Below are 17,316 nucleotides of genomic sequence, written 5' to 3' on the forward strand. Positions count from 1 at the left end.
GATGCAATTGTTAACGTATGTCCTTTCTGTCACTTACAATTTGACCAAGGTCAAACTGAAGTAAACGAAAAATACGGAACTGACTTTGCACTTCCTGTATTCCACTTAGCTCAATTATACGGATTAGCTATGGGATTATCAGCTGAAGAATTAACCTTCGATGCTCAAAAAATTGATGCAACTCCTGCAATCAAAAAAGCATTAGGTGAATAGATTTAAGGATTTTCTAATCCTTTTATTTTTATTTTTTTAGGCATTGAAAAGACACTTGGGGTACTGTTATCATTCATTTGATAACATTTTTTTTATTTAATTTTTTTTGTTTTATTCTATACGAATTATTCGTAACTACCTTTATATATGATTAATAAGAAAAAATTAACTATTAATATACAAGAGGTGTAATTATGTTTGTAGCAACATTAGATGGTATTTTTAAATATTCTGACCTTCCAGAAGAATATGAACCATATGTACAATTTAAAGCAACTATTGATAAAAGAGAACTCAAACCAACTGATGAAATTGCAATCCTAAATATTGCTGGTACTTCCACTCATCATGTTTTATTTTTGGATTCCTATCAAAACACTGCTGAGATTGAAAGAGAATTGAAAGATGCAGATGCAAAAATCAATCATACTACTTTAAAAATCATAGGTGGACATTTATGAGCTTACCCTCAGAGCAAAATTGGTTAGTTCTCAATCATCTTCTTATAGATTTGAATAAGAAAGGATATGAAATTCCTAGTGGAATTAACCCTGAGATGGGATTAATAAGATCAACTATAAGTTCATATAAAAGAGATCCTTCCCATCCAGAATTGATTAATGAGTTGTCAAAAGCTGAAATGTCTTTAAATAATATTCAAGGAACTCTTTTAACTATTGCTGAAGAAGAAGGCGACGAATACGTAGATGAATGGCTCGAGTTATTAAAAAGAGTCATGAGAGGTGAAGAAGTTTTTGAATTTGCAAAATCAAGGTCAAGATTCCTTGTAAATGCACCACCTGGCTTAACTACTGGTAGAATTACACTAAAAAATCCTTTAGCTGAAGAAAGAGTTCAAGAAATTGCAGAATGGAATGGTCTTATAATTGAATTTGATGATGATGTGACTATTCAATTACACGGAGATAAACCCGACCTTCAATTAGGTTTAAAAGAAATGGGTTCTTTCTTTTTAGAACAACAAGGGTGATTTTATGACTAAAATTTTAGCAATTAGTGATGTTCATGGTGAAGAAAACGAAAATTTATACACTTATTTGAATAATAATGATATTGATTTGGTATTGATTCTTGGAGATATTACTGATTTCGGGCCTTTGGATTTTGTAGGTCCTTTCATTGAAAAGGTAGCAGACTGCGGTGTTGATGTGATAGCTATTCCGGGCAACTGCGATCCTAAGGGTATTTGCAATGCCATTAATGACGTATCCTTCTGTTTACATAATAATATCATTGCTTACGGTGATGCCATATTATTCGGATACGGTGGTTCCAATGAAACTCCATTCAATACTCCTGGAGAAATTCAGGATAATAAAATCTATGGTGATGTTTACGAACTTTTAGCTAATTATGATTATGTCTATAATGAAGAAGTTCCTAAAGTAAAGATATTGGTTACCCATGCTCCGCCATACAATACTGAAGCGGATAAGGTGGAAAATGGGGAGCATGTCGGCAGTGCCGGTATTTTAAAATCAATTCATGAATTTGAGCCTCAAATTAATTTATGCGGACATATACATGAAGCAAGATCCCTTAGTAAAATCGGAATAACCACTGATGTGGCAAATCCGGGTATGCTTAAGGATAATGGTGCCGTTTTGGTTGATATCAAAGACGGAGCAAATTACGAAATAAGCTTAGTTTCTTTAGATGAATAGATATTCATCACTTCTTTTTTATTTTTTTCTTAAAAATCAAATAACAACTTTTATTTAATATTAAATAATAAATATTTTATTAGATTTTAATTGAAGATGTGTTATTATGATTTGGATTACTGGTGATGTGGATGGTAAATTGTATAAAGAACCTTTTTCCAAGGGTATTTTAGCCCGTTCTTTAAATGTTGCGGATATTGGTTCTTTAAGAGCTCATGAAATTGCTAGTGATATTGAAGCGGAATTAATAAGTAAAGATGTTACTGAAATTTCCAATTCAGAATTGGCTGATGTTGTTTTAACCCATCTTGAAAAGGTTGATTCAAATGTTTCTAAAAAATATAGGAATTGGAGGTCTCTTAGAACATCCAAAAAACCACTGATTATTTTGATAGGAGGGGCATCAGGTGTTGGAACCTCTTCAATGGCATTTGAACTTGCGAACCGATTAAGATTAAAAAATCTTATAAGTACTGACATGATTCGTGAGGTAATGCGTAAAATTGTTTCAAAGGAGTTAAGTCCTGTTATTCATAAATCCAGCTTTGATGCATATGAAAGCATTAGAACACCATCAATTAGGATAGATTCCGTTATTGAAGGATTCATAAGCCATGTTGATGTTGTAAATGTTGGAATTGAAGCGATTATTGAACGGTCAGTTAAGGAAGGTATCAGTACAATTATAGAAGGTGTTCATGTAGTTCCGGGGTTCATTAGAAAGGATTTGCTTGACAATAACAATATTATTATTTTCACATTAACTGTAGATGATGAGGAATCCCACAAACAAAGATTCTATTCAAGATGCAGACAGCCTTGGGTAAAAAGGTCTCTTGATAGATATATGGAAAACTTTACCACTATTAGAAAAACACAGCAATTTTTAGTTGAACAGGCTAAAATTCATGATTCTCGTATTATTAACAATGTGGATATTAATAAAACCATAGACATTATGGTTAATGATATTCTCGAAGAATTTGGAGGTATTGAGAATGTTGAACAAGAAAGTTAAGGAAATTATGACCACAGATGTCATTACAACAACTTCTGATATTGATGTTGTATATGCATTTGAAAAGTTAATGAAACATAAAATCAGTTCACTTCCAGTAGTTGAAGATGACAAACTGATCGGTATAATAACTGCAACTGATGTTGGTCATAATTTGATTTTGGACAAATACGAATTAGGGACAAGTGTTGATGAAATAATGATTAAATCTGTTAGTACTGTCTCTCCGGAAGACAGTATTGAAACAGTGATTAACCTGATGAAGGAAGGTGCCTCTTCAGGTATATTGAATCAGCTCCCTGTTCTAGAAGATGGAAAATTAGTAGGTATTATTTCTGATGGAGATATTATTCAGGAACTATTTTAATTTTACCTATTTTTATTTTCTATTTTTAGTTTTTAGCAATTTTTAGCTAGTTACTATAATTATATTTTTTTCTAGAAAACACTTTTTTTTACATTATTTTTCTATTCCAGTAATTATTTTCTTTCTAGTAATTGGATTTTCACTAACATTTATATAATATTAACTTCATATAATAATAGTGGCTAGACCGGAGGGTTAGGGGTCCTCTGTAAGCACACACCCCCTTTGGTGCGGTTGAAGTTCAAAAGGCGGCTTTTTAAGAGAATATAAGCCTAGAAAAACAACATAGAAACCTCGTCCTACAGGATTGGTGGTGGTGAAGTTTTTACTGGAGGGTAAAAATTAGTCATCTTTAGTATAGGAATGGGTCAGGCCCGGAAGGGAGCAGCTTTACTATTAACATTCAATGCTTGTAGAATCCCGGGGTGGAGTTGGCTTTTTTAGATCACTTATATTTTTGAGATTAGTCCACTTTTGAACATGCCATTTATATAAATAATTAAGTTTATAAATAAGTTTTAACATATAATGTATTATACTGTTTTTTCATATGTCGGGATGGCCCAGCCTGGTACGGCGTCGGACTGCTAATCCGATGGTCTTATGACCTCCGGGGTTCAAATCCCCGTCCCGGCGTTTTTAGTTTTTGTTATCTATTTCTTGTGCATGGTCATAACTTAATCCTAAAGGACATGCATGTACCATAACATATTTTATTTCAGGTATTTCATTTAGGATGTTATTCTGAACTTCATGCACGATTTTATGGGATTCATTTAATGTCATATCTCCATCAAGTTGGATATGTAGGGAAACTGTAGCATAAGAACCTAAATAATCGACTTTGATGTTGTGTGCATTTTGAGCTTTTGGAGTATTTTCCGCAGCTTCCATGATTTTATCAACAAACTCTTTTGAGGGCACTTTTCCCATAATATTATCTATATTTTCTTTTCCTATTCCAATTGCTGTTTTAAAAATCAATGCGCTGATGAACAATGCGATAATCGGGTCCAAAATAGGATATCCTATATTTGATACAATAATGCCTGCCAAAATTACAACTGATGAATAAATGTCTGTTCTTTGGTGTTTTCCATCAGCTACAATTGCAGGACTTTTTATTTCTTTTCCAATTCGGATGATGTAATTACTAACAGAATAGTTGACTAAAATGCCAACAAATGCCATTATTGCAGCTGGGGTTTCTGGAACTGTGATTAATGATGGATTAAATATTCTTTCAACTGATCCCTGGAATATTTCCCAGCCGATAATTGCCAGAAAGACTACTATTATCAATCCGCTAATCGCTTCCGCACGTCCATGGCCTATTGGATGTTCTTCATCAGCGGGTTTCTGTCCGAATTTAAATCCAAGGTATGCAATTATTGATGTGGTGATGTCTGAAAAGGTATGTGCTCCTTCTGATATCAGCGCATAACTTCCGGACATTATTCCAACAATTACATTTAAAATAGTTAGAACACAATTTGCAAGGACAGCTACAGTTACAGCTTTTTTACCGCCTTTAAGTCTTAATTCATCCATTTACAACACGCTCTTCAAGTATATCCATGGCCTTTTCAATATTTTCATATGAATTTGCATATGACATGCGTACGTGTCCTTTTCCATTGGATCCGAATGCTACTCCCGGAACTGTGATTACTCCAGCTTCTGCAGCTTTGCTGACAAAGTTTTCATCATCTATTTTTGGAAATACATAAAATGCGCCTTCAGCATTTACTGTTTCATATCCCATTTCATTCAATCTTGAAACGATTAGATTTCGTCTGTTTTTAAATTCATTAACCATCTTTTCCACTTCGTCTTGGGGTCCGGTTAATGCTTCGTATGCTCCTCTCTGTGAGGTTGTATTTGCACAGGCTATGTTGTATTGGTGTATTTTTAGCAATTCTTCTGTATAAAATTCATTTGCGGTTAAATATCCGATTCTAAGGCCTGTCATTGCGTATGTTTTTGAAAATCCATTTAATGTGATTACATTATCGCTGTATTTTGCAGGAGAGTAATGTTTTTTATCATAAATTATTTTTTCATATATTTCATCAGAGATTATTAGAAAATTATTGTCCATTGATAAATCCGCAATAGCTTTAATGTCTTCTTTTTCCATTACTGCGCCTGTTGGATTTGATGGTGAATTTAAAATTATTGCTTTGGTGTTTTTTGTAATTTTTTCTGCTACGTCGTCTGCCTTAAGTTTAAATTCGTTTTCCATTTTGCAGTCTACCGGTACGATTGTTCCCCCTGCAATATTTACGCATGCTTCGTAAGATAAAAAACTAGGATTTGGAAGAATTACATCATCTCCCTTTTCGATGAATGCCTGAGCACACATGAACAACGCTTCACTGGCGCCTACTGTAACGATAATATTTTCAGTATTTGTTTTTATGCCATTTTCGTTTTTAAATTTTTTAACGATTTCTTCTCTCAATTCGATTAATCCCTTATTTGAAGTGTAATGGGTATCATTTTCATCGATGGAATTTTTCATGGCATTTTTAATATTTTCAGGAACATTAAAGTCAGGTTCACCAATTCCAAGGTTTATTGCATTGGGATTTGCAACTTCAAACATTTTTCTAATTTGTGACAGTTCAATTGATTTTGTTCTGCTTGCTGGATTTATCATAAATTTACCTCACTTATTATATTATATATTATTATAGTAAAAATTATTTTTTCTAGTAATGATTTTTTTCACATGATCCGCAATTATAGCATGGGGATACTTCACACCATGGGGTCTGCTTTAAATTTTTCAATCTTCTGTTTTCAGTTTTCAGAAATCTTTCATTAATTCCAACATCAATATTGCTCCATGGCAATTCATCATCAATATCATAATCTGGAGTAAGTTGCCTCCATTCTTTCATGGTAGGTTTTTTTGTCAATGACTTTTCAATAATGTCACCAACATCACTATTTCCACAAGACAATATATATTGAATAAGTCCTTTTTTAGGACTTTCACATTTTATGTTATATCTTTTCATTTCACGTTTGATATATCTGGTTTTATTTTTTATATCCTTAAAATTATAACTCTCCCATTGCAGTGGCGTGTGGGGTTTTGGTATTACCGGATTGACACTGAACTTCACATTTCGGATATTGGTGTGCATCTCTGCAATTTTTTTCATATACTTGACAAGTTCTTCAATGTCTTTTTGACTTTCACCAGGAATTCCAATCAGGAAATATAATTTTATTTTAAAATTCAATTCAACTGCATCTTTTATGATTGAAAATATCTTTTCATCGGAAATGTCCTTGTTGATAACTTTTCTAAGTTTATAGATGGATTCCGGAGCAAGGGTTATTGTTTGCAAACCGCTTCTCTTAAGTGTCTCTAATGTGTCCCTTGTTATTGATTCGATTCTAAGGGAAGGTGTTGAAATCTGAAACCCCTCTTTTTCAAGACCTTCTGTCAGATTTTCCAGGTCATTGTAATCGGAGACTGCCGCTCCTATTAATGTAATTTTATTCAATCCCGTATTTTTCCTGTTTTCAATTGCTATGTCAATCAGTTTTTCACAATCGGTTTCTCTTACGGGTCTGTACAGATAGCTGGACATGCAAAATCGGCATCCCCGTGTGCATCCTCTTGAAACATTAAGCATGATTGTGTTGTTGAAAACGCTTTGATAATTTTCATCATCGCTTTTGCTGAGTATCGGTTGGGTGATGTGGTAGGCACTGTCCATATCTTCGACTAGCGATATTTTGGTTTTATTGTTAAATTCAGGAATGTAAATTCCCTGAATGTCCAGAAAATCTTTTAAATCTCTTTTCGGATTCTCAAGATATTTTTCTAAAAATTGGCTGATGGTATTTTCCCCTTCTCCAATAAAGAAAAGGTCAATATAGTCGGATAATGGCATGGGATTTGCTGTTGCGCACGGACCTCCGGCAATTATAAGTGGATCATCACAAGTCCTCTCCTTTCTTTTCAAGGGAATTTCTGCCATTTTTAACATTTCCAATACATTAAAGTAGTCCTCTTCAAACTGTATTGTAAAACTTATCACGTCAAAGTGTTTGCTTGGAGTATTGGATTCAATGGATTTGGTTTCCGGATATATTATTCTTTCACACCAAATATTTTCCATTTCATTAATTTGATTGTATAATATGTTGAAACCTAACGATGACATTGCAGTTCTGTAGATATTCGGATATGCAAGTCCAAAACGAACATCGATTTGTTTTAGGTTTTTTAGAAATATATTTTTTTCATATAACATTTAATCAACTGTTTTTCATAGTTTTTATGAATTTTTCACTTTTTCAATTAAAATGGCTTATTTTCTTTGCAATTATCTTCAATTAACTCATTTTTCCTATTTGATACAATAATTTATTGAATCGCTTTATAAAAAGTGAAAAATGGATTATTTTTATTATAAAAGGACATTATATTAAAATTTTATTTTTCATCGTTAATAAAAATTTTTAATTTGAATTCAAGTTATTTAAGCTTATCTTACTTTATTTCAACATGAATATTCTTTTATTTTAATTTTATATATAATTTCTATCTTTTTTAGCTAATTTAGTTAATTTTAATAGGTTTTTCAATTTTTAAAGTTGTAAAAACATTTATATATGGATTAAAATATATAATTTATCCACTCATTATGAAATACTATATGTTAGTATAATCATATTTTACTATAAAATTTTCGTAATGAGAACCAAGAGGTGGAAAAATTTCGATAAAAAATAAAGCATTCATTGTATCAGTTGTGCTCATGTTCTTTGTATTGGCTGGAACAGTATGTGCAGCAGATGCGACTTATGCTTCAAATACAGAAGATTCAAATTTAACTGCAGGTAATGTTTACACATTATCTCAAGAAAAATTAGAAGTTTCTAACGAGGATTCTATCTCAGAAACTAATATAGTTAATTCTCATGATGATAATTTAAATGATTATCCTGAAGGCTCTGTTCTGACAAGCAGTTATGGGTCTTATTATGAGGATAATGGGGATCAAAAATTAGGTCTTGCAAATCTTGAAAGTGAAGTTGTTGCAGTTTCACAAAACGAATCAGCATTGGCAAGCAGTGTTGTTGATGATATGTTATCTGCAAGTAAAGTTTCAACTTCTTTATCTGTGGTGGACACTCATTATGATAAGTCTGCTACCTATTTTAAGGTAACTTTGCAGGACAACAACGGTAAAGCTGTAGCTAATCAAAAAGTAACTTTGAAAGTTAACGGTAAATCTTTCACCGGCACTACAAACAGCAAGGGTATTGCAAACATCAAAACCACTGCTTTGGCTATCGGTACTTATACTGTATCTCTTAGTTATTCAGGCAGTTCCGGTTATTCAGGTTCATCCCTTTCAAAGAAAGTGAAAGTTTTATCTTCAATAAGTGGAAAAGATGTAACAAAATATTATGGTACAACCAAATATTATACCGCAACATTCTGGAAAGACAACTCAGTATTGGCAAATACTAAAGTCACATTCACTATCGGCAGTAAAAAATACACATTCACTACTGATAAAAATGGTGTTGCAGTAGCAAAAATTGGATTAAATGCAGGTAAATATGTAATTACTGCAACAAATCCATATTCCAATGAAAAAGTAAAAAATAATATCGTAGTTAATAAGGATACAACTACAATTAGCGGAAATTCAAAAACATATATCTTACCTTACAATTATTATACCTATACCGTTACTTTAACCTCTAAAAACGGAGGTCCTATTAAGAATGGTAAAGTATCTTTCAGTTATAACAATCAAACTGTCAGTGCTAAAACAGATAAGGATGGGAAAGCTTCAACTGTTATTCCTCTTCTAAAAGAAGGTACTTACAAAATTACTTATAAATTCGCAGAATCCGGTGGGTATTATGCATCATCTTCATCTGGAACAATAATTATTAAAAGTGCTTCAACTAAATTCACTGCTTCAGACTTAAAGATGACCTATAAAGACGGTTCAAAATTCTCTGTTAAATTTACAACAAAAGATGGTAAAGTTTTAACTGGTAAAACCATTAAATTTATTTTAAATGGTAAAAATTATAAGGCTAAAACTGATTCAAAAGGTGTTGCTAAATTGGATGTTGGGGATTTAAAGCCAGGCACATATAAAGTGAAATTTTTATATTCAAAATTAGGTTCAAGTGACTATCTTTACGGTTATAGAAATATAAATGTTGATAAAATCACTTTAAAGGTTTATGCATACAATTTGGATAAGACATATGGAGATAATATACAATACAAAGCAACCGTTAAGGATGCTTCTGGAAACGTGATGAAAAATATCCCGGTTAAATTTACCGTAAACGGTAAGGACTACACTGCTAAAACCGATTCAAAAGGTGTGGCAAAAGTCAACCTTAAATTGGGCATTGGTTACTATCCAGTAAAAACAACAGTTTCAGATTCAAGTTACAAATCAAATACTGTGTCTAAAAAGATTTTGGTAAACGGAACTAAATTTAGCCATAGTGAATTGTACACTTCAGCTGGATCAAAGGTATATTATTCCGTTAAACTTCTTGATGGTAAGAGTAATGCAGTAAAAGGCGCTGCGGTTAAATTCACATTTAACAGCAAAACCTATAATGCGAAAACTGACTCTAATGGTGTTGCAAAAGTTAATTTAGGAAGTTTAAAAACTGGTGATTATTCCATCAGTTTTGCTCATGATAAAACCAAAGCTTCATCAAAGATTCATGTATTGGATAAAGTTTCCATGAAAGACATTATTCAAGCATCTAAAAATGTAAAAAGCTACATTGAAAAGAATGGCAAATTACCATCAACTGTGAAAATTGGTTCTATTACATATTCCACTGCAAATTATTTATATTTAGCTTCAAAAGCTATTGTAAGTTTAAATTCCGGTAAAAAAGATAGTATTGCTATTAAAGATATTAAAAATCCATCCAGTCCGGGTGCAGCTTCCAATAAAGGTAATCTATATAATTATCTTGATGTTGCAAAAAGCATTATTAAAACTGCAGATTCCAAAGGTCAAATGCCTAATTCTGTAAGTTCTAGTGTTGGTACTATTGGATATAATGGTATTGTATATGCTTTTGCTCGTGTTGTCGCATTTTATGACAATAATGATGATTTAATGCCAGCATATGTAGCGATTAAATCTTTAAGTAGTTCATCAACTAACAAACTTAACTCTAAAAATACCATAACTAATTTGGCAGCTTATTTGGCAGCTTCTACAAATTGTCAAGTAAACAACAGTCAAATTAAGCAGTTAGTTAACAAGTTGACTAAAGGTATTGATTCAGATAAGGAAAAGGCAACAGTAATCTATAATTATGTAAGAGACACTATTTCATATAGTTTCTATTATGATACCAAATACGGTGCTGTTGGTACTTTAAATTCCAAAAAAGGAAATTGTGTGGATCATTCACACCTGCTTGTAGCTATGTATAGGACTGCTGGTCTTCCAGCCAGATATGTGCATGGAACCTGTACCTTTACAAGCGGTACTTATGGACACGTGTGGACTCAGGTATTGATTGGTGATACTTGGGTTGTTAGTGATGCAACTAGTGCTAGAAACTCGTTTGGAAACGTTGTAAATTGGAATGCTAATTCTTATAGCCTTAAAGGTTACTTTGCAAGTATTGGATTCTAATTTCAATTTTTTTATTTTTTTTCTTTCTTTTTTTTTAAATAGCTAATAATTTATAATAGTTCTAATAAATTTTTAATTAACAATCTAATTTAGGACAATATTATGAATTCTGGGAAATATAATAAGGTGGCTGTTGGCGGAACTTTTGATAAATTTCATGACGGTCATAAGAAATTGTTATCCACAGCTTTTGAAATTGCCGAAAGTCTGGAAATTGGAGTAACTTCAGATGAATTCGGTGGTTTGAAAGGGGATATTGATTCCTGTCAGGAGAGAATGGATAATCTCAAGTCCTTTTTTAAGGATAAATCTAATTTTGTTATCATTCCATTAGATGATCCCTATGGAACGACTATTTATGATGATAGTTTTGAAGCAATTGTGGTTAGTGAAGAGACAGAGCCTACTGCAGTTGAAATAAATGAAATTAGAGTATCTAAAGGCATGAAACCTCTTGATATTGTTGTAGTTAGTTTTGTTTTGGCATATGATGGCATTCCTATTTCATCCACTAGAATTAGGCGTGGTGAAATAAATAAAAATGGAAAATTTATACAATAATCAGAAAATAATCGACATGTTTATATGTACAATTCGATAAATAGAATACTATAACATATTTGTTATTATTTTTAATATGATTATATGTTTTGTTTGAGGTGGTTATATGGCAGTAAAAATTGATTCAGATAAATGTGGACATATTGATAATTGTCCAGTACAAGGATTATGCATTAAACTTTGTGAACAAGGAGCAATTATTGAAGAAGACGGTGACGTAAAAATCGTCCCTGAAAATTGTGATGATTGCGATCTTTGTATCCAAAATTGCCCTAATCAAGCTATTTCTAAAGCATGAGGTTTTACAATGTTTAATGTGGAAAGAAGTGGAGTTGAGCTCCGTAAATTAGCTTATAAGGATGATAAATGTGTGGGATGTGGCATCTGTACCGATGTTTGTCCTACTTCTTCATTAAGATTAGGTCCTGTTGTGCCTATTGCACGTGGATTAATTGAAATGGATTTGGTTTCATGTAATGCAGATTCATGTGTTTTATGCGGATTATGTTCAGTCGCTTGTCCATTTGATGCTTTATCATTAACTATTGATGGTGAAGATATCTGCGAAATGGGTAACTATCCTAATTGGGAAACTGAATGTGTTGTCAATGAAGAAGAATGTATCTATTGTGGCAGATGTTATAAGGTTTGTCCTCGCGATGCAATCATCTTTGAGAGAACTCTTCCTGATAGACAAGAATTGGTAAGGGGAGAAATTTCCATTGATAAAGATGAATGTATTTATTGTTCATTCTGTGCTGATTTATGTCCTGCAGAGGCAATCACTGTTGAAAATGTTCCTACTTCCAGTGTAGATGTGCTCAACAACAATATTGAAGTGGACACTTCCAAATGCGTATTTTGTGGTGTATGTAAGAGAGTTTGCCCTCAAAATGCAATTAAAGAAGTATGTTCAACTTGTATGTTACAAGATGAAATTAAAGTCCCTGAAATTGTTGGTGATACATTTATAGCTGAAGGATCATGTGTAAACTGCAGTTGGTGTTCTGAAATCTGTCCTGTTGATGCAATAACTATTACAAAACCATTTGATGGTACTTTGGAAGTTATTGAAAATGAGGCAGAAGAAAAAATCTGTAAAGGCGATGCATGTCACGCATGTCAAGATGTATGTCCATGTAATGCAGTTGAAATTGTTGACGGAAAAGCAGTCACTAATTTAGACTTCTGTAACTTATGTGGTGCTTGTATTACAGCTTGCCCACAACATATCAGAGTATTAAACAGAACTGCTATGAAATTGAACAATATCAATTCAGAATCATGGGATGAAATCTTAAATTCACTTTTAGGTGGAAAATAGAGAATATATCTCTATTTTCAAATTTTATTTATTAAATTATCTCGTTCTATTTTTAACAAGTTATGTATGTTTTCTTGTGTTTTTTGAGTTATATTTGACATATAACTTCCAACGAAGAGCACTATAACTAATAATCCTCCGATTATAAGTATTAATTCAGCACTTCCTTGGCCTTTGTTGTCTAGTTTTCGTTTATACATGGGTCCTGTTGTCAAGAATTGTATTTCTGACATCTATTATGTCGTCTTTTGCTTTTAAACTGGTGTCACTGGTTTCCATATAAGATCTGTATATTGTTAGTGCAAGCAATGCAATAACTAATACTCCTCCAAACAGCAGTATGTATTCTGCTGCACCTTGCCCTGAATTTTCGCTGAGTAAAACTTTCATTTTTTTCATAGTTTTCACCAATTTAATATTGGATTTTTTCATATATTAATATTACTATTTTATAAAAAAGTATTACTTAATATTTTTTTTCTCGTTTTTTTGCTTGTTTTTTCCATTAAATTTATTAATGGTGTTGTAGATATTCTATATTAGTTAAAATAATAGAGTGATTAATAATTAGTAAGGGTGAAATCATGGGGAATACAATAAAATTAGTTTCAGGTTTTATTTTATTTGTAATTGGTATTCTCATAGCATATGAGACAAGTGTGTATAATTTACTGGATATTTTGTTAATAGTTGGACTTATTATTTCCATCGTTGGAATAATATTGATTGTCAGTTATTTTGTCGAATATAATGCTGATAGAACTACAAATATGATTAAAGAGTTTTTAAATTCTAATGAGCTTAATACACCATCATTTGGTAGGTCTGAAAAGAAATCCAACAATACTGATGGTCCATTAAAAGTCAGAAGAGATTTTAATGAATATATTGATGAAGACTATAATGATCTTGTGTTAGATGATTATGAGGATTATGATACTAATCAATTTTTAAGAGAGGATTATGAGGACAATCCAAAAGCTGTTTTAAATGTTGTTCCTCAAGAAGAAGTAAATGTTGATTTTGACAAACAGTTAAATTTCACTCCTCATTATGATAAACCATTAAAAGTTACTAGGGCGCCTAAAAGACGTCAAGATGACTATTTTGTTGAAGAAATTCCACCATTTGTTGTGGAAAATGACAAATCAGATGAAATCATCCGTGTTTTATCCCAGGAACAACCTGTTGTTGAACCTGCTCCAATTGATACTCAAACTCAGGTCGCTCCGGAAGTTGCAAGCAATAGGGATATCAAAATAGACATCAACAATCCGGAAAGCTTGCCTGTTCCAAAATTACTTAAAAGTTATGTGATTTCTGATAAGGGTCTTGTCACTTCACAGGAAGCCTTTGACGAGCTGGCCATCAATGTCAATAAGGAAATAATGTTGGAAATTCCTTCATTGAATGATTTGTCCGACAGGTTCCTATCACATGTTCCGACAATTTATTCTAGAGTAATTATTGATGAATTTGATGTATCTGACATGTCATATATGTTCCTTATTTCATCTTTAATCAAACAAGGAGTTCACATTAAAACTGTTCCTAAAGTTCATACAGTCAATTTAATCACTGACGATTCTCATGCGATGATTATATCTGAAGGTCAAAATGATTTTGAATATGGTGCAATCTATGATGATAGAAATTCCATTTCAAACATCAGAGCAGACTTTGAGAAAACTTGGAACATTGCATCCAATTTGGATGAAAATGTTATCATTTCTGCAATGGGAGGAGCGGCATAATGGAAATAAGATGGTTCGGCCATTCAGCATTTGAAATAACAAGTGACGACGGCGTTAAAATCTTAATTGATCCTTTCATCAGTAACAATCCTACTTGTCAGGTCCCTGTTGAAGAATTAAATCCCGATATTATTTTACTCACTCATGGTCATTCAGACCACTTTGGCGATGCATTGGAGATATCAAACAGCACTAATGCTCCAATTGCATGCATTCATGAAATTTCACTCTTTTTAGCTAAACAGGGAATAAGAAACATCAGTGTTAATATTGGTGGATCATTCATATTTAGAAATATCAAATTCACTATGCTTGATGCAAAACATTCATCCGACATTGATATTGTTGAAGAAACAGTTCCTGGCGGCAGTGCCGCTAGCTTTTTAATTACATTTGAAGATGGAACCAAAATATTCCATGCAGGTGACACAGGATTGTTTGGTGACATGAAAGATATTATTGGCGATATATACAAACCTGATTTGGTTTTAATTCCAATTGGTGACAAATTTACAATGGGTCCATTTGAAGCGGCTCTTGCATCAATGTGGTTAAATCCAAAGGTGGTTATTCCAATGCATTATAACACTTTCCCACCTATTGAACAGGACCCTGCAATTTTCGCTAATTTTGTAAGTCAGTTTAACCCTAATATTGATGTAGTGGTAATGAACCCTGATGAATATTTTGAGTTTAATCCTGAAGATTATCAGGATTAAATTTTTTCATATTTTTTTCGTTGATGATATTCTTCGTCAATGTCACATTTTCCGGATGGCAACACTCTTATTATATCATCAAGACTCAGTAAGTCATCTTCATTTATTTTATTAATGATTTTTTTGGCAATAGCTTCTTTTTTAGTAAATCCTGGTTTTATAACAACAAAATTTTCACAATGGGCTTCAACTGCATCAATTGGGCCTGCCATTATTCTTTTTCCTTCATAATCCACAATTCCAATTGCCAGTTTTACTCTCGCACCTCGGATATAATTTCTCCTGCCCCTTATTACAAATGACCCTTTCGGTAAAAATTCCCCTGCTTCGGGTGTTTTTGAAACTTGGTCTGGGTGGACCCAAAATACGTCCTGGGATGTGAAACCTTTTGACCAAGCAGATGAAAATGATGCTGCAAACTCTCCTGATTCTTTAAGGATATTGTCATTTAATTCATTGCCATCTAATTTTATTGCAGTTGATGTTGCGCCATGTATATCTGCATGTAAATAAATATCGTTTGGCTCCAAATATTTTTTGACAATGTTCTCATTAGTGTTTGCATCACGTCCTCCAACAACCAGAATGCCTTCAGAACTGATGAACCATCTTAATTTTTCATACCATTTGAGATTTTTCTTGACTCTCTTTTTAGGAGTTGCAACATGCTCCATTGCAATGTCTTTTTTCGCTTTTATATCTTCAAGTTGTTTTTTGGTATTTTCAATAGCTATCAGTGCACCTTTTGATTTGCGGTTGGCTTTTTTAGCTTTTTCGTAATATATTTCGGCATTTTCCGGCAGTGTGAGCTTTGGATCGATGTTTATTTTGGTATTGTCAATGTCCAATGTCAGAACTCCCATCTTGTCGATGGATTCATAAATTTGAGCTTCAGCCATCCCGTCTTTTTTCGCTTTTTTGAGTGTTTTTCCAATTTCTTTAAATGAGTAATCCTTTCCTCTTGCTGAGTTTACAACATTCATGATGTTTTCAATGGTCGTGTAATTAGAATAGATTACCTCTCCTTTATGTTGGCTTTCTTCGATAGTGGTGTAAAAATTATCAAGGGTTTCTTGCTGCAACTTCAATCTTTTTTCATACTTGTTTACCTTTTTGTTCCAGGCTGCCTCTTTGACATCCTTGATTGTTGTGTTGACCTTTTTGGAATAGAATTCATCGCAGGCCTCATTGAAGTTTGAGTAGTATGTCTTTTCAAAATCATCATATTTTACCAAATCAAGTGCCACAACATCTTCCTTTGTTTCGCTTTTGACAATTTGAGGTTTGAGGGAATCATTTTTCAAACTGTCAAACAGGTCTTTAAGCCCATCATATAATCCATTGATTTGTTCAGGTGTTAATTCATTGTTTGGTGTGTTTTTGTCGATTTCAATGATTTTATTGGCTCTTTTAATTATTTCTTCTGCATATAAACTTCCAAGACCGTTTCTTGCTATTGTCCTTACGACGTCACTATCTTCATCGAATAATTGCTCAAATTCATCTTTAGTGACTGAAATTGGGTTGATTCCTCTTTCTTCAGGGAAAATATATTCTTTTTTAGAGCTTATGTCTCTGTCACTCCAATGCTTTCTTTTAAGGGGTAGAACAATATTGTTCTCATCATCCAAAAGGATAATGTTTCCCTTATCAAACAACTCCACAATTATTGTGTAGTATGTTTCCTTCTTTACTCTGATTTCCACTACACGATCAAAGTTATGCTGTTTGATGCTTTCAACATGAGCTCCCTTAATTTTCTTTCTTAAAAGCATTGGAAAAGTTGGTGGCATTGTCGGATTTTCAAGAGGATATTGGCTTGTATGTATTCTTGAACCACATTGCATCACCAAATCCACTCTTCCGGTTCCTGGAACATGAAATCTCATTACAACTATATCTTTGGTAGGTTGGAATGATTTATCGACTCTTGCACCACTTAACAAATTATTTAACTCATCACTTATTGCATAAATGTCTACGTTAGACATGGATTTCATTA

The 17,316-nt window shown here is 32.8% G+C and carries 17 protein-coding genes, 1 tRNA gene, 1 other RNA gene and 1 pseudogene; 14 read left to right on the forward strand and 6 right to left on the reverse strand.

All coding sequences use genetic code 11. The features are described 5' to 3' along the window. The 8 genes and pseudogenes from Q0W04_RS08325 to Q0W04_RS08360 all read left to right on the forward strand — a co-directional run. Positions 1 to 213: pseudogene (locus Q0W04_RS08325) on the forward strand (CoB--CoM heterodisulfide reductase subunit B); the annotation flags it as partial. Between the two features lie 194 nt (positions 214 to 407). Then, positions 408 to 674 carry a DUF749 domain-containing protein gene (locus Q0W04_RS08330; protein ID WP_298501960.1) on the forward strand — a complete coding sequence of 89 codons (267 nt, stop codon included), beginning with the start codon at positions 408 to 410 and terminating at the stop codon, positions 672 to 674. After that, positions 671 to 1,204, forward strand: a complete 534-nt coding sequence (locus Q0W04_RS08335; RefSeq protein WP_298501962.1) for a DUF2096 domain-containing protein — start codon at positions 671 to 673, stop codon at positions 1,202 to 1,204. The genes Q0W04_RS08330 and Q0W04_RS08335 overlap by 4 nt, the downstream gene beginning before the upstream one ends. A gap of 4 nt (positions 1,205 to 1,208) precedes the next feature. Continuing rightward, positions 1,209 to 1,898, forward strand: a complete 690-nt coding sequence (locus Q0W04_RS08340; RefSeq protein WP_298501965.1) for a metallophosphoesterase — start codon at positions 1,209 to 1,211, stop codon at positions 1,896 to 1,898. 106 nt (positions 1,899 to 2,004) lie between these two features. Beyond that, entirely contained in the window at positions 2,005 to 2,916 is a 912-nt protein-coding gene (locus Q0W04_RS08345) for a 2-phosphoglycerate kinase (protein WP_298501968.1), read from the forward strand. After that, the gene (locus tag Q0W04_RS08350; RefSeq protein WP_298501971.1) at positions 2,897 to 3,283 is read left to right on the forward strand and encodes a CBS domain-containing protein; all 387 of its coding nucleotides are present in this window, start codon (positions 2,897 to 2,899) and stop codon (positions 3,281 to 3,283) included. Before Q0W04_RS08345 ends, Q0W04_RS08350 begins: the two co-directional genes overlap by 20 nt. A 175-nt stretch (positions 3,284 to 3,458) precedes the next feature. Further along, an RNA gene (gene ffs / locus Q0W04_RS08355) (signal recognition particle sRNA) lies at positions 3,459 to 3,773 on the forward strand. Positions 3,774 to 3,835: 62 nt separating this feature from the next. Continuing rightward, positions 3,836 to 3,919 (forward strand) — tRNA-Ser (locus Q0W04_RS08360). A gap of 3 nt (positions 3,920 to 3,922) precedes the next feature. Here Q0W04_RS08360 and Q0W04_RS08365 read toward each other — a convergent pair. From Q0W04_RS08365 to Q0W04_RS08375, 3 genes are read right to left on the reverse strand one after another with little or no spacing between them, the layout of a single operon-like run. After that, positions 3,923 to 4,834, reverse strand: a complete 912-nt coding sequence (locus Q0W04_RS08365) for a cation diffusion facilitator family transporter (RefSeq protein WP_298501972.1) — start codon at positions 4,832 to 4,834, stop codon at positions 3,923 to 3,925. Beyond that, complete coding sequence (locus Q0W04_RS08370; RefSeq protein ID WP_298501974.1) at positions 4,827 to 5,945, reverse strand: pyridoxal phosphate-dependent aminotransferase; 1,119 nt, start codon at positions 5,943 to 5,945, stop codon at positions 4,827 to 4,829. Before Q0W04_RS08370 ends, Q0W04_RS08365 begins: the two co-directional genes overlap by 8 nt. Positions 5,946 to 5,997: 52 nt before the next feature. Continuing rightward, on the reverse strand, positions 5,998 to 7,560 hold the full coding sequence (locus tag Q0W04_RS08375; RefSeq protein ID WP_298501977.1) for a radical SAM protein: 1,563 nt from the start codon (positions 7,558 to 7,560) through the stop codon (positions 5,998 to 6,000). Between the two features lie 507 nt (positions 7,561 to 8,067). On the opposite strand from Q0W04_RS08375, the gene Q0W04_RS08380 reads away from it, so the two are divergent. The 4 genes from Q0W04_RS08380 to fwdF all read left to right on the forward strand — a co-directional run bounded on the left by Q0W04_RS08380 (position 8,068) and on the right by fwdF (position 12,841). Beyond that, positions 8,068 to 10,956, forward strand: coding sequence for an Ig-like domain-containing protein (locus Q0W04_RS08380; RefSeq protein WP_298501980.1), 2,889 nt, complete (start codon positions 8,068 to 8,070; stop codon positions 10,954 to 10,956). A 102-nt stretch (positions 10,957 to 11,058) separates the two neighbouring features. After that, positions 11,059 to 11,517 carry a phosphopantetheine adenylyltransferase gene (locus Q0W04_RS08385; protein WP_298501983.1) on the forward strand — a complete coding sequence of 153 codons (459 nt, stop codon included), beginning with the start codon at positions 11,059 to 11,061 and terminating at the stop codon, positions 11,515 to 11,517. Positions 11,518 to 11,623: 106 nt separating this feature from the next. Further along, positions 11,624 to 11,815 carry a 4Fe-4S binding protein gene (locus tag Q0W04_RS08390; protein WP_292808164.1) on the forward strand — a complete coding sequence of 64 codons (192 nt, stop codon included), beginning with the start codon at positions 11,624 to 11,626 and terminating at the stop codon, positions 11,813 to 11,815. Positions 11,816 to 11,824: 9 nt separating this feature from the next. After that, positions 11,825 to 12,841, forward strand: coding sequence for a tungsten-dependent formylmethanofuran dehydrogenase subunit FwdF (fwdF, locus tag Q0W04_RS08395; RefSeq protein WP_298501988.1), 1,017 nt, complete (start codon positions 11,825 to 11,827; stop codon positions 12,839 to 12,841). Between the two features lie 17 nt (positions 12,842 to 12,858). Here fwdF and Q0W04_RS08400 read toward each other — a convergent pair whose 3' ends face one another. Continuing rightward, a complete protein-coding gene (locus Q0W04_RS08400) occupies positions 12,859 to 13,074 on the reverse strand; it encodes a class III signal peptide-containing protein (RefSeq protein ID WP_366938645.1) in 216 nt (71 codons plus the stop codon). After that, on the reverse strand, positions 13,034 to 13,240 hold the full coding sequence (locus Q0W04_RS08405) for a class III signal peptide-containing protein (protein ID WP_298501991.1): 207 nt from the start codon (positions 13,238 to 13,240) through the stop codon (positions 13,034 to 13,036). Before Q0W04_RS08405 ends, Q0W04_RS08400 begins: the two co-directional genes overlap by 41 nt. A gap of 185 nt (positions 13,241 to 13,425) precedes the next feature. On the opposite strand from Q0W04_RS08405, the gene Q0W04_RS08410 reads away from it, so the two are divergent. Further along, positions 13,426 to 14,595: a hypothetical protein gene (locus Q0W04_RS08410; protein WP_298501994.1), complete on the forward strand. Its 1,170-nt coding sequence runs from the start codon at positions 13,426 to 13,428 to the stop codon at positions 14,593 to 14,595. Then, on the forward strand, positions 14,595 to 15,314 hold the full coding sequence (locus Q0W04_RS08415) for a metal-dependent hydrolase (protein WP_298501997.1): 720 nt from the start codon (positions 14,595 to 14,597) through the stop codon (positions 15,312 to 15,314). The genes Q0W04_RS08410 and Q0W04_RS08415 overlap by 1 nt, the downstream gene beginning before the upstream one ends. Here Q0W04_RS08415 and rqcH read toward each other — a convergent pair. Then, positions 15,311 to 17,314, reverse strand: coding sequence for a ribosome rescue protein RqcH (rqcH, locus tag Q0W04_RS08420; protein WP_298502000.1), 2,004 nt, complete (start codon positions 17,312 to 17,314; stop codon positions 15,311 to 15,313). The two genes, Q0W04_RS08415 and rqcH, sit on opposite strands and share 4 nt — an antisense overlap. Positions 17,315 to 17,316: the final 2 nt, after the last annotated feature.

The organism is uncultured Methanobrevibacter sp., from assembly GCF_947170395.1.
Taxonomy (GTDB): Archaea; Methanobacteriota; Methanobacteria; order Methanobacteriales; family Methanobacteriaceae; genus Methanocatella.

Excerpts from the sequence above, each read along its gene's own strand:
- Q0W04_RS08375 (WP_298501977.1), bottom strand. The coding sequence starts at position 7,560 with ATGTTATATGAAAAAAATATATTTCTAAAAAACCTAAAACAAATCGAT.
- Q0W04_RS08415 (WP_298501997.1), top strand. The coding sequence starts at position 14,595 with ATGGAAATAAGATGGTTCGGCCATTCAGCATTTGAAATAACAAGTGAC.
- Q0W04_RS08380 (WP_298501980.1), top strand. The coding sequence starts at position 8,068 with ATGTTCTTTGTATTGGCTGGAACAGTATGTGCAGCAGATGCGACTTAT.
- Q0W04_RS08370 (WP_298501974.1), bottom strand. The coding sequence starts at position 5,945 with ATGATAAATCCAGCAAGCAGAACAAAATCAATTGAACTGTCACAAATT.
- Q0W04_RS08405 (WP_298501991.1), bottom strand. The coding sequence starts at position 13,240 with ATGAAAAAAATGAAAGTTTTACTCAGCGAAAATTCAGGGCAAGGTGCA.
- rqcH (WP_298502000.1), bottom strand. The coding sequence starts at position 17,314 with ATGAAATCCATGTCTAACGTAGACATTTATGCAATAAGTGATGAGTTA.
- Q0W04_RS08390 (WP_292808164.1), top strand. The coding sequence starts at position 11,624 with ATGGCAGTAAAAATTGATTCAGATAAATGTGGACATATTGATAATTGT.
- Q0W04_RS08385 (WP_298501983.1), top strand. The coding sequence starts at position 11,059 with ATGAATTCTGGGAAATATAATAAGGTGGCTGTTGGCGGAACTTTTGAT.
- Q0W04_RS08340 (WP_298501965.1), top strand. The coding sequence starts at position 1,209 with ATGACTAAAATTTTAGCAATTAGTGATGTTCATGGTGAAGAAAACGAA.
- fwdF (WP_298501988.1), top strand. The coding sequence starts at position 11,825 with ATGTTTAATGTGGAAAGAAGTGGAGTTGAGCTCCGTAAATTAGCTTAT.
- Q0W04_RS08350 (WP_298501971.1), top strand. The coding sequence starts at position 2,897 with ATGTTGAACAAGAAAGTTAAGGAAATTATGACCACAGATGTCATTACA.
- Q0W04_RS08400 (WP_366938645.1), bottom strand. The coding sequence starts at position 13,074 with ATGTCAGAAATACAATTCTTGACAACAGGACCCATGTATAAACGAAAA.
- Q0W04_RS08410 (WP_298501994.1), top strand. The coding sequence starts at position 13,426 with ATGGGGAATACAATAAAATTAGTTTCAGGTTTTATTTTATTTGTAATT.
- Q0W04_RS08365 (WP_298501972.1), bottom strand. The coding sequence starts at position 4,834 with ATGGATGAATTAAGACTTAAAGGCGGTAAAAAAGCTGTAACTGTAGCT.
- Q0W04_RS08335 (WP_298501962.1), top strand. The coding sequence starts at position 671 with ATGAGCTTACCCTCAGAGCAAAATTGGTTAGTTCTCAATCATCTTCTT.
- Q0W04_RS08330 (WP_298501960.1), top strand. The coding sequence starts at position 408 with ATGTTTGTAGCAACATTAGATGGTATTTTTAAATATTCTGACCTTCCA.
- Q0W04_RS08345 (WP_298501968.1), top strand. The coding sequence starts at position 2,005 with ATGATTTGGATTACTGGTGATGTGGATGGTAAATTGTATAAAGAACCT.